14 protein-coding genes are annotated in these 14,842 nt (G+C 36.3%); 9 read left to right on the forward strand and 5 right to left on the reverse strand.

Annotation, left to right across the window (positions count from 1 at the left end; genetic code table 11):
• Positions 1-4: 4 nt before the first annotated feature.
• The 3 genes from GQN54_RS10560 to GQN54_RS10570 all read right to left on the reverse strand — a co-directional run bounded on the left by GQN54_RS10560 (position 5) and on the right by GQN54_RS10570 (position 3,542).
• Positions 5-1,390, reverse strand: coding sequence for a PhoH family protein (locus tag GQN54_RS10560; protein ID WP_160633518.1), 1,386 nt, complete (start codon positions 1,388-1,390; stop codon positions 5-7).
• Positions 1,391-1,544: 154 nt separating this feature from the next.
• Positions 1,545-2,765, reverse strand: coding sequence for a 3-deoxy-D-manno-octulosonic acid transferase (locus GQN54_RS10565; RefSeq protein ID WP_160633519.1), 1,221 nt, complete (start codon positions 2,763-2,765; stop codon positions 1,545-1,547).
• A 6-nt stretch (positions 2,766-2,771) separates the two neighbouring features.
• Positions 2,772-3,542, reverse strand: coding sequence for a hypothetical protein (locus GQN54_RS10570; RefSeq protein ID WP_160633520.1), 771 nt, complete (start codon positions 3,540-3,542; stop codon positions 2,772-2,774).
• A gap of 82 nt (positions 3,543-3,624) precedes the next feature.
• On the opposite strand from GQN54_RS10570, the gene GQN54_RS10575 reads away from it, so the two are divergent.
• From GQN54_RS10575 to GQN54_RS10610, 8 genes are read left to right on the forward strand one after another with little or no spacing between them, the layout of a single operon-like run.
• Entirely contained in the window at positions 3,625-4,755 is a 1,131-nt protein-coding gene (locus GQN54_RS10575) for a DegT/DnrJ/EryC1/StrS family aminotransferase (protein WP_160633521.1), read from the forward strand.
• Between the two features lie 12 nt (positions 4,756-4,767).
• Positions 4,768-6,078 (forward strand): UDP-glucose dehydrogenase family protein, encoded by a 1,311-nt coding sequence (locus GQN54_RS10580; RefSeq protein ID WP_160633522.1) that lies wholly within the window; start codon positions 4,768-4,770, stop codon positions 6,076-6,078.
• Position 6,079: 1 nt separating this feature from the next.
• Entirely contained in the window at positions 6,080-7,066 is a 987-nt protein-coding gene (locus GQN54_RS10585; protein ID WP_160633523.1) for a UDP-glucuronic acid decarboxylase family protein, read from the forward strand.
• On the forward strand, positions 7,066-7,638 hold the full coding sequence (locus tag GQN54_RS10590) for an acyltransferase (protein WP_160633524.1): 573 nt from the start codon (positions 7,066-7,068) through the stop codon (positions 7,636-7,638). Before GQN54_RS10585 ends, GQN54_RS10590 begins: the two co-directional genes overlap by 1 nt.
• The gene (locus GQN54_RS10595) at positions 7,638-8,933 is read left to right on the forward strand and encodes a nucleotide sugar dehydrogenase (protein WP_207554880.1); all 1,296 of its coding nucleotides are present in this window, start codon (positions 7,638-7,640) and stop codon (positions 8,931-8,933) included. The genes GQN54_RS10590 and GQN54_RS10595 overlap by 1 nt, the downstream gene beginning before the upstream one ends.
• 2 nt (positions 8,934-8,935) lie before the next feature.
• Positions 8,936-9,988, forward strand: coding sequence for a dTDP-glucose 4,6-dehydratase (rfbB, locus tag GQN54_RS10600; RefSeq protein WP_160633525.1), 1,053 nt, complete (start codon positions 8,936-8,938; stop codon positions 9,986-9,988).
• A gap of 1 nt (position 9,989) precedes the next feature.
• On the forward strand, positions 9,990-10,988 hold the full coding sequence (locus tag GQN54_RS10605; RefSeq protein ID WP_160633526.1) for an SDR family oxidoreductase: 999 nt from the start codon (positions 9,990-9,992) through the stop codon (positions 10,986-10,988).
• Between the two features lie 20 nt (positions 10,989-11,008).
• Positions 11,009-11,758, forward strand: coding sequence for a tyrosine-protein phosphatase (locus tag GQN54_RS10610; RefSeq protein ID WP_160633527.1), 750 nt, complete (start codon positions 11,009-11,011; stop codon positions 11,756-11,758).
• A 1-nt stretch (position 11,759) separates the two neighbouring features.
• On the opposite strand, the gene murB is transcribed toward GQN54_RS10610, so the two are convergent.
• Positions 11,760-12,776 carry a UDP-N-acetylmuramate dehydrogenase gene (gene murB, locus GQN54_RS10615; protein WP_160633528.1) on the reverse strand — a complete coding sequence of 339 codons (1,017 nt, stop codon included), beginning with the start codon at positions 12,774-12,776 and terminating at the stop codon, positions 11,760-11,762.
• Positions 12,777-12,870: 94 nt separating this feature from the next.
• Between murB and GQN54_RS10620 the strand changes: the two genes are divergently transcribed.
• Positions 12,871-13,953, forward strand: coding sequence for a glycosyltransferase (locus tag GQN54_RS10620; protein WP_160633529.1), 1,083 nt, complete (start codon positions 12,871-12,873; stop codon positions 13,951-13,953).
• On the opposite strand, the gene GQN54_RS10625 is transcribed toward GQN54_RS10620, so the two are convergent.
• Complete coding sequence (locus tag GQN54_RS10625; protein ID WP_160633530.1) at positions 13,950-14,672, reverse strand: cell division ATP-binding protein FtsE; 723 nt, start codon at positions 14,670-14,672, stop codon at positions 13,950-13,952. The two genes, GQN54_RS10620 and GQN54_RS10625, sit on opposite strands and share 4 nt — an antisense overlap.
• Positions 14,673-14,842 lie beyond the last annotated feature (170 nt).

The following is a 14,842-nucleotide window of genomic DNA, read 5'->3' on the forward strand; positions in this document are numbered from 1 at the left end:
TTTTTTACAGCAATTCGTTGGCAATGTTTGCTAGTTCTGATCGCTCTCCTTTTTCTAGTGTGATGTGAGCGAATAGTTTGTTTCCTTTTAATCGATCTACTAAATAACTCAAACCATTACTTTGTTCGTCCAAGTATGGGGTGTCAATTTGATGTACATCGCCTGTAAAGATGATCTTGGTGTTTTCTCCAGCTCTTGTGATAATTGTTTTGACTTCATGTGGCGTTAAGTTTTGAGCCTCATCTACTATAAAGATAACATCAGAGAGGCTTCTGCCTCGAATGTAAGCAAGAGGAGTAATGATGATTTTTTCACTGCTTTGCATTTCAGTGATTTGTTTGTATCGCTTGTCTGCTTCGTCAAACTGGTTCTTGATGTACTTTAAGTTGTCAAATAATGGTTCCATGTATGGACCAATTTTGTCTTTAATGTCTCCTGGTAAGAAGCCCAAATCTTTATTGCTCAATGGTACAATTGGGCGCGCTAAAATGATCTGCTTAAAATTCCTTTTTTGTTCTATTGCACCTGCCAGTGCTAAGAGTGTTTTTCCGGTTCCAGCCACTCCTTGAAGTGTAACCAATTTGATGTCCGGATTTAAAATGGCATGAAGCGCAAATGCTTGTTCTGCATTTTTTGGTTTTATTCCAAAAGCATTTTCCTTTTCTACGCGTTCTATTCGATCTAGTACTGGATTGTAGAACGCGAGTGAACTGGCTTTACCATTTTTTAGAATGTAAAAATGGTTGTTGATAATCTCTTTTTGCATGAAAGAATAATCCTCTAAAAAGCCTTTTTCGTATATATTTTTAATTATTTCATGGTCAAGATTGTTGATGAGCATCTTGCCACTGAAAACACTTCCTAAGTCCTTTACTTTTCCGGTTTCATAGTCTTCAGCAATTATATTTAATGCTTTAGCTTTTAATCGAAGGTTGATGTCTTTGGTCACTAATATTATTTTCCTACCCTTTTCGGTTTCCTGAAGACTTAATGCAGTATTTAATATTTTATGATCTGCTTTTTTATCTCCAAAAACCTTTTCGGCATCAACAAGGTAATTTTTGTTGGCAAGCACTATCTTAAACTTAGATTTTTTGTTTTCAGCCAAAGGAATCCATTCCTGAAGAGTGTGGTTAGCACTCAATCGATCGATGATTCTTGTAAACTCTCTTGCTTCATAATTTTTGGAGTCGTTCCCTTTTTTAAAATTGTCTAATTCTTCTAAAACGGTGATTGGAATAACGACATCATTGTCTTCGAAATTATGAATGGAGTTGTGATCGTGTATAATCACGGATGTGTCTAAGACATAAATTTTGGCTTTTTTTTGAGACTTGGTGGGGGTAGTTTTTTTAGTAGTAGTTTTCGGAGATTTGGCACTTGCTGGCATAGGCACTGTTTTTTTCTTTTAAATCTACACCCAATAATCACTTTAATGGACGCTTGAGCGAAAAAGAAATAAACTGTTAACCTTTGATAATTATTAGTTAATGAAAATGTAAAACGAATTAAATGATTGCTTAACTTGTACCTTCGTTTGGAGCTTAAGCATCCTTTTTGGACAGATAATCGAGAATTTTTTGGGTAGCTCCTCCTTGACTAAAGACGTATTCTTTGGCTTTCTTTCCTTTCTGGATACGATCGGTATTATTTTTAAAAAGAGTATCCGCAGTGATTTGAAATTCTTTGGCATTAGAAATGCTTCTAGCCGCCTCGATGTCAATCAAATCTTTGGCCTCTTGAAATTTATCAAAATTGGGCCCAAAAACGACTGGAATGCCATAGCTAGCAGCTTCTAAGGTGTTGTGAATCCCCGTGCCAAATCCTCCTCCAATATAAGCCCAAGAGCCATATGCATAAAGGGAAGAGAGTAATCCAATGGTATCTATGATAAGGATGTTTTTAGACACATCCATGGTAGAATATAAAGTAGCATCAGAACCAAAAATATGCTGTAGTGATTTTATCCTTGAAGGATTTACTTCATGAGGAGCAATGATTAATTTGATAGTATTTTGTTGCACATAGGGAGCAATTACTTTTTCATCTTCAAGCCAAGTGCTTCCTGCTACAATAGTTGGTTGATCGTTTACAAAAGCAGAAATATCATGCAGTGGCTTGGAAGATTTGACCACATCTATCACTCGGTCAAACCTTGTGTCGCCAGTCAAGGTGTAGTTATGGTAATTAATGGATTGAAGTAAATCTAAGGACGTCTGATTTTGTATGAAAAAATGTTCGAAAGAGCTTAGCTGTTTTCTAAACCACCCGCCATACCATTTAAAGAAATGTTGTTGTGGCCTAAATATCCCAGATACCAAAAAAGTAGAAGTATTTGATTTTTTCAGTTCGTTGAGATAGTTAAACCAAAACTCATATTTCACAAAGAATGCTAAGGAAGGGTTTACGGTCTTTATAAAACGGTTGGCATTATTGCTCGTATCAGCAGGCAAATAGCAGACATAATCTGCATGGATATAATTTTTTCTTATTTCATATCCCGAAGGAGAAAAGAAGGAGAGCAAAATAAAGTCGTCTGAATAAGCTTTTTTGTAGGCTTCTATTAATGAACGTCCTTGCTCAAATTCACCTAGAGAAGCACAATGAAACCAAATTACCTTTTTGTCCTTTGGAACATTCTTTTCTAAATCTTCAAAAATAGTAGCACGACCAACTGACCATAATTTTGCTTTTTTATTGATGGGAGCAACGAGTTTAATCGCAAATTGATAGATAAGGATGCTGAAGGTATAAATTATCCTCATCGATGTTTAGTAATAATAAAATTCTTGGGTAGTTTTTTTATAGAATGGGATAATCCATCCTACCTTAATACCATACATGCTGTCGAAGCGTTCTTTTGTATCAACTTTCTGTGTGTCGTAGTTATAGCCTCTTCTATTTTTCGTAAATGCCTGAATGCCCTCAATTCCTGCAAAGAAGTTGATTAATCTAGTTTTTCCAAAATACTGATAACCGATAAACTGGTTCAAGGAAAATCCTGTTGAAAGTCGGTCATAGCCTTTTTCCATTTCTTCAGTAAGTTGCAATACGTTACCATCCCGATAATCTAAATTTATTCGATGACTGAGAAAACCAATACCAGCTGAAATTAAAAGGCCTGAGTTTTTATTAGCTCCGTTGAAATTAAAAATTTTACCTGTCATAAAGTGAAAATTGTACCCTCTTTGTTCAACAAGAATTGAAGTAATTATTCCCTCCTGTGTCGTAACATCTCCATCTCCATTGGTTAAAAAATTTAGTATGGAAGGCTCTTTTACTGTATTGCCAAAGTTAGCATCCATTTTAAAAGAGAATTGCCAATTAGATTTTGTTTTATACCCAATTTCACCTCCTACAGATGCAGTATTTCCAAATCTCTTTTCAAAATCGTTTGCTGGGGCGAAATAGCCGAAGTTGAGTTTCACAAATGGAACCCCAAGTAATGAGTCCATATTTACTTGTGAAATTCCTTTAAGGCATGCTATCACAAGAAAGGCTAATAAAAGAAAAGACTTTATTGGAGAAATGATTTTTTTCATTCTGCGAATTTACGAATTGTTTTAAATGCCTAAGGTCACTCAAAAATAACTATCTTCGCAACGCAATTTTTTATATTATCTTATGAATGATATTCAAATGGTTGACCTAAAAGGTCAATACCAAAAAATTAAGGATAAAGTGGATGCCCGTATCGCTGAAGTGATTAACTCTGCTGCATTTATTAATGGTCCTGAGGTTAAGTCCTTTCAAGAAGAATTAGAGCAATATTTAGATGTAAAACATGTGATTCCTTGTGCAAACGGAACGGACGCCTTGCAAATAGCAATGATGGCTTTGGATTTAAAGCCTGGTGACGAGGTAATTACAACGACTTTTACTTTTGTGGCAACGGCTGAGGTTATTGCTCTTCTTGGATTGGTGCCTGTTCTGGTTGATGTGGATCCTGATACTTATACCATTAATGCAGAGTCATTAAAAGCAGCAATTACTGATAAAACAAAAGCTATCGTTCCAGTTCATCTGTTTGGACAATGTTCCAATATGGATGAAGTGATGGAAATTGCCAACGAGAAATGTCTATTCGTAATAGAAGATAACGCTCAAGCAATAGGTGCAGATTATACCTTTAAGGATGGGACTGTTAAAAAGGCAGGCACTATAGGTTTAGTAGGTTGTACTTCTTTTTTTCCATCCAAAAACTTGGGTTGCTATGGCGATGGAGGTGCTATTTTTACGAATAATGATAAATTAGCTGAAAGGATTAGGATGGTAGTTAACCACGGCATGAAAGTGCGCTACTATCATGATGAAATAGGAGTGAACTCTAGACTGGATAGTATCCAAGCTGCAGTTTTGGGAGTAAAATTGCCTGAGCTGGATCAATACAATGCTGCGAGAAGAGCGGCAGCAGATTTTTATGATGCAGCATTTGCTGGAACTAATAAGATTGAGACTCCCGCACGAGCTCCCTATTCCACACACGTATTTCATCAGTATACCTTGAAATTAAATGGAGTTGATAGGGCAGGTTTGCAACAATATTTGTCGGATCATGGGATTCCTGCAATGATTTACTATCCTGTGCCGTTGCATTTACAAAAAGCATACAAAGATGACAGATATAATGATGGAGATTTTCCTGTTTCCGAAGATTTAAGTAAAAGGGTGTTGTCTCTTCCAATGCATACAGAATTAACAAAGGAACAATTGACATTTATCACCGAGAAGGTGTTAGAATTTATAAACAAATAATAAATATTTTCTATGAAAATAGCAGTAGTAGGAACCGGTTATGTAGGGTTAGTAACAGGTACTTGTTTAGCCGAAACTGGAAATGATGTGATTTGCGTAGATATTGACGCATCAAAAGTTGAAAAAATGAAAAGTGGAATTGTGCCCATCTACGAGCCCCACTTAGATGTTATTTTTGAGCGAAACATCAAGCAGAAGCGATTAAAGTTTACCACAGATCTAGAGTCTGCAGTAAAGAAGGCCCAAATCATTTTTTTAGCATTACCGACTCCTCCAGGAGAAGATGGATCTGCTGATTTGTCTTATGTGTTAGGAGTAGCAGACCAGTTGGGTAAAATAATTGAAGATTATAAGGTCATTATTGATAAAAGCACTGTGCCTGTTGGGACTGCTGAAAAAGTACATGCAGCAGTAGCTGCTAATGCAAAAGTTGATTTTGATGTGGTGTCCAACCCAGAGTTTTTAAGGGAAGGTTTCGCAGTCGACGATTTTTTAAAGCCAGATAGGGTAGTAATTGGTACAGAGTCTCCTAGGGCTAGAAAGATATTGGAAGAGTTATATAAGCCTTACGTGCGTCAAGGTAATCCAATAATTTTTATGGATGAGAAGTCTGCTGAATTAACAAAATATGCTGCTAATGCATTTTTAGCGACTAAAATTACTTTCATGAATGAAATTGCAAATTTCTGTGAGAAAGTAGGCGCTGATGTTGATATGGTAAGAGCCGGAATTGGTTCAGATACTAGAATTGGAAAGCGATTTTTATTTCCAGGAATTGGATATGGTGGTAGCTGTTTTCCAAAGGATGTTCAAGCATTAAGTAAGTCGGGAATTGAGGCGGGCTATCCATTCCAGATTTTAGATGCGGTTATGAAAGTTAATCAAGAACAAAAAACATCCATTCTTCCGAAAATTGAAGACTATTTTAACGGAGATTTAAAGAATAAAAAAATTGCCATTTGGGGGTTAGCGTTTAAGCCTGACACAGATGACATTAGAGAGGCTCCAGCATTGTATATCATTGAAGAATTAATAAAAAGAGGTGCTACAGTAACTGCTTATGATCCGGAAGCAATGGATAATGTTAGTAAGGTTTTAGGCAATAAAATAAATTACGCATTAAACATGTATGCCGCTGCAGAGGAGGCAGATGCATTAGTGATCGCTACCGAATGGTCTGCATTTAGAACACCTGATTTCTCTAAACTAGCCAAAAAATTAAAGAATAAAGTTATATTCGATGGACGGAACTTATATGACTTAGAGCAGATGAAAGAGCAGGGTTACTATTATAGCAGTATTGGAAGAACATTAATTGCTTAAAATGAAAAGAATACTAATAACTGGGGCAGCAGGTTTTCTGGGCTCACATTTGTGTGACCGATTTATAAAAGAAGGGTATTACGTTATCGCCATGGATAACTTAATAACTGGTAATATTGAGAATCTGAGCCACCTGATGCCTTTGGCGAACTTTGAGTTTTTTCACCACGATGTATCCAATTATGTGCACGTTTCAGGTGAATTAGATTATATTTTGCATTTTGCCTCACCGGCAAGCCCGATCGATTATTTAAAAATTCCGATCCAGACATTGAAAGTAAGTTCTTTAGGAACACATCGTTTGTTAGGCTTGGCAAAGGCTAAAGGTGCTAAAATATTAGTTGCTTCTACTTCAGAAGTCTATGGAGATCCGTTGGTTCATCCTCAAACCGAAGATTACTGGGGGAATGTTAATCCGATTGGTCCCAGAGGAGTTTATGATGAAGCTAAGCGATTTCAAGAAGCCATTACGATGGCATACCATACCTATCATGGTGTTAGGACTTCAATAGTTCGAATTTTTAATACTTATGGACCTCGAATGCGATTGAATGATGGTCGAGTTCTGCCCGCTTTTATTGGCCAAGCCTTGAGGGGAGAAGACTTAACCGTTTTTGGTGATGGAAGCCAGACTCGTTCATTCTGTTACGTAGATGATTTAATAGAAGGAATCTATCGATTGTTGATGAGTGATATTTCTGAACCTGTTAATATTGGAAACCCCAACGAGATTACTATAAGTCAATTTGCAGAAGAAATAATTAAACTAACCAATACTACTCAAAAGGTTATTTATAAGCCACTTCCTGTGGACGATCCTATGCAAAGACAACCAGATATTACAAGGGCAAAAACTTTACTGCGATGGGAGCCTAAAGTCGATCGTGCCGAAGGCTTAAGAATTACTTATGAGTACTTTAAGTCACTGCCGGAGACAGAATTGTATAAAAAGGAACATAACACCTTCGAAGGATATATAAAGCACTAATGGATTATTACTCACACGAAACGGCAGTAATTGACGAAGGCTGCCAGATAGGAGCAGGAACAAAAATTTGGCATTTTACACATATTATGCCGAATTGTGTAATTGGTAATGAATGTAATATTGGCCAAAACTGTGTTATTTCACCAGATGTGGTATTGGGGAATAATGTTAAGGTTCAAAATAATGTATCCATTTACACAGGGGTTGTTTGTGAAGATGATGTTTTCTTAGGTCCTTCAATGGTTTTCACGAATGTTATAAATCCAAGAAGTGCCGTTGCAAGGAGAGATCAATATTTAAAAACAGTAGTGAAAAAAGGAGCTAGTATTGGTGCAAATGCTACCATTGTATGCGGGCATGACATAGGCGAATACTCTTTTATTGGTGCAGGTGCAGTAGTGACTAAAACGGTCTTACCTTATGCTTTGGTAGTTGGTAATCCGGCTAAACAGATTGGTTGGATCAGTGAGTTCGGACATCGATTAGAGTTTGGAAAAGATGGGATAGCCACATGTGCAGAAAGTAAACAGAAATATAAATTAGAGAATAATAGTGTAAATAGAATTGCGTAATGGGAATCTATAAAAAAATAGTAGAAAAAGAGACCTCAATCGCGGTAATTGGACTTGGTTATGTTGGGTTACCCATTGCTTTGGAGTTTGCGAAAAAAGTAAAGGTTGTTGGATTTGATATTAATCAGGAGCGAGTTAATATGATGAACAATCATATTGATCCGAGTGAGGAACTAGAAAAGGAAGCTTTTGAGAATTGTGATATTGTTTTTACTGCTGATAAGACAGATCTGAAGTCAGCTACGTTTTTTGTTGTGGCAGTGCCTACTCCAATTGATCAACATAATCTGCCAGATTTGAAGCCGCTATTGTCTGCTTCTAAAATTGTAGGAGAAGTTTTAAAAAAGGGAGATTATGTAGTTTTTGAATCAACAGTATACCCTGGTTGTACCGAAGAGGATTGTATTCCTGTGCTAGAGCAAGTTTCAGGCTTAAAGTTTAAAGAGGACTTTAAAGTAGGGTATTCTCCTGAACGAATTAATCCGGGAGACAAAGAGCATACTTTACACAATGTGGTAAAGGTTGCTTCAGGGTGCTGTGAAGAGTCGCTAGAGGAGATCGCTCAAGTATATGAACTTGTTGTTCAGGCAGGGGTACATAGAGCTTCATCAATTAAAGTCGCTGAAGCAGCAAAAATTATTGAGAATACTCAGCGTGATGTAAACATAGCACTAGTTAATGAGCTTTCAATGATATTCAACAAGATGAATATAAATACCTATGAGGTGCTTGAAGCTGCAGGTACAAAATGGAACTTCCTTAACTTCAGACCAGGTTTAGTTGGTGGACACTGTATAGGAGTGGATCCGTATTACTTAACATACAAGGCAAAGGAGTTTGGTTTCCATGCGCAAATAATCAATTCAGGCCGATCTGTAAATGATGGGATGGGCGCCTACATCGCGAAAAACACTATTAAAAAGATCATATCTAGTGGTGTACATGTAGGAGAGTCTAAGGTTTTAGTAATGGGTGCCACATTCAAGGAAAATGTGAGTGATATTCGAAACTCTAAAGTCGCAGATGTGATAGAAGAATTGAAATCATTTGGAGCAACTGTTGATGTAATTGATCCCCATGCGAGTTCTGAACACTTAAAACATGAATACAATTTTGGTTTAGTAGATAAACTTTCAAATAATTACAATGCAGTAATAGTGGCAGTTAATCACAAAGAGTATTGCGATTATGATGAAAATTACTTTAAATCTATAACGACCAAAGATGCGTTAGTTTATGATTTGAAAGGTATTTATAAAGGAAAAATTAGAGATTTAAACTACTTAAGTTTGTAATAATGAAGAATGTTTTAATAACCGGTGGTGCGGGATTTATAGGTTCACATGTTGTACGTCTATTTGTTAACAAATATCCTGATTATCAAATTTACAATTTAGATAAGCTGACTTACGCTGGAAATTTAGAGAATTTAAAAGATATTGAATCAAAGCCTAATTATACTTTTCTAAAAGGAGATATAGTAGACGGTGATTTTTTGAAATCCATTTTTGAAAAATATCAATTCGATGCAGTTGTGCATTTAGCTGCCGAATCTCATGTGGATCGCTCAATTTCAAACCCACTAGAGTTTATTAAAACGAATATTGTTGGGACTGTAGAGTTATTGAATATTGCCCGAACCTCCTGGAATGGGAATTATGAAGGAAAACGATTTTATCACATCTCTACTGATGAGGTGTATGGGTCGTTAGGAGAGACAGGACTATTTGAAGAGACTACTCCTTATGATCCAAGAAGTCCTTACTCCTCTTCTAAAGCATCTAGTGACCACCTTGTTCGTGCCTATTTTCATACCTACAACATGCCTGTAGTTATTTCTAATTGTTCAAATAATTATGGATCACATCAGTTTCCAGAAAAGTTGATTCCTTTATTCATTCATAATATCAAGAATAATAAAGCATTACCTGTATACGGGAAAGGAGAGAATGTTAGGGATTGGTTGTGGGTGAATGATCATGCTATTGCGATTGATTTAATTTTTCATAAAGGAAAGAACGGAGAAACTTACAATATTGGTGGCCATAATGAATGGACGAATATTGATTTAATTAAAGAATTGTGTTCTATAATGGATGATCGTTTGGGTCGAGAAAAAGGTACGTCTGAACAATTAATCACATACGTAAAAGATAGAGCCGGTCACGATGCACGATATGCAATTGATGCAACTAAAATTAAAAATGAGTTAGGATGGGTTCCATCAATCACGTTTGAGGAAGGTTTACGAAATACAGTAGATTGGTATTTAAATAATGAAGATTGGTTGAATAATGTAACGTCTGGAGACTATAAAAAGTATTACGAACAACAATACCAAGAGAGATAATATGTACGATACTCCCTATCATGCTATTGATCTGACCTCAAGAACAGTTTTGGTAACTGGAGCTGCTGGGTTTATAGGTTCTCATATTGCAGAGTATTTATTAAAATATGGCGCTAAGGTAGTAGCTTTTGATAGTTTAGTTACAGGCTTGCAATCTAATATTGATTTATTCCTTAATCATCCTAACTACACTTTTGTAAAAGGAGAATTAACCAACCTATACGATTGTGAGAGAGCAATGGTAGGTGTTGATGTTATTTGTCATCAGGCTGCATTGGGATCTGTGCCAAGGTCTTTAAAGTATCCCAAAGCCACACATGAGTCTAACGTAACAGGCTTCTTGAATATCCTAGAAGCCGCCAAAACTCATTCAATAAAAAGGGTGGTTTATGCTAGTTCTTCATCTGTTTATGGAGATAGCAAGGGATTGCCAAAAGTAGAAAGCAGTATTGGGCAGCCATTATCGCCCTACGCGGTTTCAAAGTATAGTGATGAGTTATATGCGAATGTATACAATTCAGCATATGAAATGGAATTGATTGGGTTGCGTTACTTTAATGTGTTTGGCCCAAGACAGAATCCCGAAGGAGAATATGCAGCCGTCATTCCTCTTTTTATGAAGAGCCTGCTTGCCAACCAGTCACCTTATATTAATGGGGATGGAGAACAGACACGGGACTTTACTTTTGTTGAGAATGCTGTGCAAGCAAATATTAAAGCACTCTTTACCACTAATCCTGCTGCATTTGGAGAGGCCTATAATGTTGCCTTTGGAGCGAGAGTTTCACTTAATCATTTGGTAGATCAGCTAAAAGTTTTGACTAATACCAATGTCAATGCCATTCATCGAGAGCCACGACAAGGGGATATTAAAGATTCATTAGCAGATATTTCTAAAGCTAAAGAGTTAATTGGTTATCAACCTTTGTTTAACATTGATGTAGGGTTGAAAATTACTTTGAAGTGGTTTGAGGAGAATCAAGAAATCTTAGGTTTGTAAAAGAGGTTAGTATCGTAATTATGGGCTTATTTTCAAAATTATTTAAGAAGAAAGAAAAATTAATAGAGCCTGCTGACCTATCAGTGCTCCAAACAGATTTTCATTCCCATATCATTCCTGGTATAGATGATGGCGCTCAAACTATTGAAGACTCAATTGATTTAATCAAAGGTCTTATGGAGTTGGGTTTTAAAAAAATCATCACAACGCCACACTGTATGGTCGATTATTACCGCAATACCCCAGAGATTATAAATGAAGGATTGGCAAAGGTACAAGCGGAGATAAAAAAGCAAAACTTGAATGTCGTCTTGGAAGCAGCAGCTGAATACTATGTCGATGATGACTTTGAACGAAAAATCAATGCTGGTGAAATTCTTACTTTCGGGAATAATTATGTATTATTTGAATTGCCCTTTCTATCAGAGCCGCCGAATCTTGCTCAAGTAGTATTTTCATTACAGTCAATGGGTTATCGCCCTATTTTGGCCCACCCTGAACGGTATGGATTTTACTATAATGATTTTGAAAAGTATCAGGACTTTGTTGATCGAGGGGTGTATTTACAGGTCAACTTGATGAGTCTAATGGGGCATTATTCACCTGAAACAAAAAAAGTTGCTGAAAAATTAATTGAGCGGGGCCTTGTATCCTTCATTGGAAGTGATTTGCACAACGTACGTCAATTAGAATTGTTGAAATTGGCCACTAAGTTCCCTCATTTGCATCAGCTGCTTGATTCAGGAAAGTTAAAAAATGCTGAACTGTAGATTATATAATATTTACTTCTCTCTCTAATTCAACACCAAATTTACCCTTTACTGACTCAAGAATGTCGGTAGATAACTGGAATATTTCGTTTCCGGAAGCACCACCATAGTTTACTAATACAAGAGCTTGTTGTTTGTGAACTCCAAAATTTCGAATTGTTTTCCCTTTCCATCCGCACTGCTCAATTAGCCATCCTGCAGCCAATTTGAATTCATTATTTCCGACATCGTAAATTGGAATGTCTGGAAATTGTTGCTTGAGGGCGTTTGCTTTTTTTGTGCTGACTACTGGGTTTTTGAAAAAACTTCCTGCATTACCAATAATTTTTGGGTCCGGTAACTTAGAAGATCGAATTGCAATTACTGCATCACTTACATCTTTGATGGTTGGTGAGGTAATCCCTTTTTTGTTGAGCTCTGTGTTAATTGCACCATAACTAGTGTTGACATTGGGATTCTTATTCAACTTGAAGTTTACTGCTGTAATTAAGTACTGGCCTTTTACAGTTGTTTTAAAAATACTTGTCCGATAGCCGAATTCGCAAACTTCGTTGGAAAAAGTTCTCTTTTCGCTAGTTGGTAAGTGATAGGCTTCCACACTTTCGATTACATCTTTCACTTCTACCCCGTATGCACCTATATTTTGCATCGGACTGGCACCTACTTTGCCAGGAATTAAAGAAAGGTTTTCTATTCCTGCATAATTGTTTTTAATACAAAACAAAACAAATTGATGCCATCCTTCTCCAGCTGCTACTTTAAGAGAAACAGAATGTTCGTCTTCGTCAGTTTTTTTAATTCCTTTCAGATTGTTAATGAGCACTATTCCATCAAAGTCTTTCGTGAACAAAACATTACTGCCTCCTCCTAAGATTAGTAAATCCTTTTGGCAGTTAGCAACATACTCCAAGATGGAGGGGATTTGGTTTTCATTTGATAAATCAATGAGTTCTGATGTGGAACACTGAATTCCAAAAGTATTAAGTGATTTTAATGAAACATTCTTGTCAATCTGCATAATGTGCTGGTTTGTCTACAAATTTAGATTTTCCACAATAATATAAGAAACCAATGGTTAAACTATTTGCTTTTTATATTTTCGCAACTCCATTATGGCAAAAAATCGATACGTCATTGTTTCTGTAACAAATGACCTTTGCACTGATCAAAGAGTCGCGAAGGTTTGTCAATTTTTGGTTGATCAAGGGTATAGAGTAACTTTAGTTGGGAGAAACCTTCCTAGTAGTTGGGAATTAAAGGTTCCGTATGCTACTAAAAGATTTAATTTGATATTTAATAAAGGCCCTCTCTTTTACATCAATTATTCTGTTTCACTTTTTTTCTATTTATTGTGGGCTCGAAGGTCTATTTTGTTATCCAATGATTTAGACACTCTGTTTCCTAATTTTATCATTTCAAAATTAAAACAAGTTCCATTAGTGTATGATAGCCATGAATACTTTACAGAAGTTCCGGAGCTAATCAATCGCCCTTTTGTACAAAGAGTTTGGGAGTCCATCGAAAAGGCCATTGTGCCTCAATTAAAATTATGTTATACCGTAAGCGGAGCTATTGCTGAAGCCTATGAGAAAAAATACGGGGTTCAGTTCAGGCTCGTAAGAAATTTACCCAAGGAAAGAGAGGTAGAAATTATGGAAAAGAAAAATAGAATCATCTATCAAGGGGCTCTGAATGTTGGTAGAGGCTTAGAATATTTAATAGAGTCGATGCAGTTTGTTGAGGGAGAGTTAATCATTGCAGGAGCCGGTGATATTGAAGAGAGGTTAAGAATGATGGTTAATCATTTTGCACTTGGTAATAAGGTCAGGTTTGTAGGCCGTTTGAATGCTTCGGATTTATTTGAGCTTACCAAAACAGCTAAAATTGGCGTTTCACTAGAGGAGGAGCTGGGGCTGAATTATACTTATGCCCTTCCCAATAAACTATTTGATTATATTCAAGCAAGAGTGCCAGTTTTAGTCTCTTCATTACCTGAGATGAAAAAGGTGACTCAACAATATGGTATTGGAGAAATAATTAATTCGCATGATCCAAAAGTGATTGGCGACGCCTTGAATAGAATGTTAGCTTCAAACCATTACCAAAAATGGGTCGAAAACTGTGATCAAGCTGCGAGAATTTTGAATTGGGAAAATGAACAGACCGTGCTAAAAGAAATTTTTAGTTCTCTTTAGTCAATACTCTGAGAAGCGTTTTTCTCATTGGGAACTTCTACTTTCGCTATACCAGGATCAATAGTTCCTTTTTCAAAACTTAGTTTTCTTCCAGGGAATTTTGCCATTAATTCGTAATCATGGGTGGCCATCAACACCGCTTTCCCATTTTGAGCAATACTAAATAAAAGCTTCATTATTTCATTTGATGTTTCAGGATCCAAGTTTCCGGTAGGCTCATCCGCAAGTATAATATCAGGATCATTGACCAAGGCTCTTGCAATTGCTACTCGTTGTTGTTCGCCGCCAGAAAGTTCATGAGGAAACTTAAATCCTTTTGTTCCGAGGCCTACTTTAGTTAACAATTCTTGAATGGCTTCTTCCATTTTCCGCTTTTCTTTCCATCCCGTAGCCTTCATGACAAACTTTAAGTTGTCATTTACACTTCGGTCAGTTAAAAGTTGAAAATCTTGAAAAACAATGCCAATCTCTCTTCTTAAAAATGGTACTTTTTTGCGCTTTAGTTCTTTTAAGTTAAATCCTGCGACATTCCCTTCTCCATGTTCTAGTTTCAATTCACCATAAAGCGTTTTCAAGAAACTACTTTTGCCACTACCATTTTTGCCGACTAAAAAAACAAACTCTCCTTTATTGATTTGAATACTAACGTTTGAAAGTACTAAGTGTTTTTTTATAAATACTTGAACATTAGTTAAGTCGATGATAGTTTCTGAGGCCATGATTATTATTTTATTAAAAGACAAAGATATAAAATCTATTCGGCACTAAAGATTTTGATAATTCAAGTACAAATATGATACAAATAGGTTTGGAAACACTTTGCACTTGTTATTTATGTAAACAAGATTGCGTTGAAAACTTGAGAAGGAATAATTTTCGTGCACCATAA

Origin of the sequence: Acidiluteibacter ferrifornacis, from assembly GCF_009909615.1 — a bacterium.
Classification (GTDB): domain Bacteria; phylum Bacteroidota; class Bacteroidia; order Flavobacteriales_E; family Vicingaceae; genus Acidiluteibacter; species Acidiluteibacter ferrifornacis.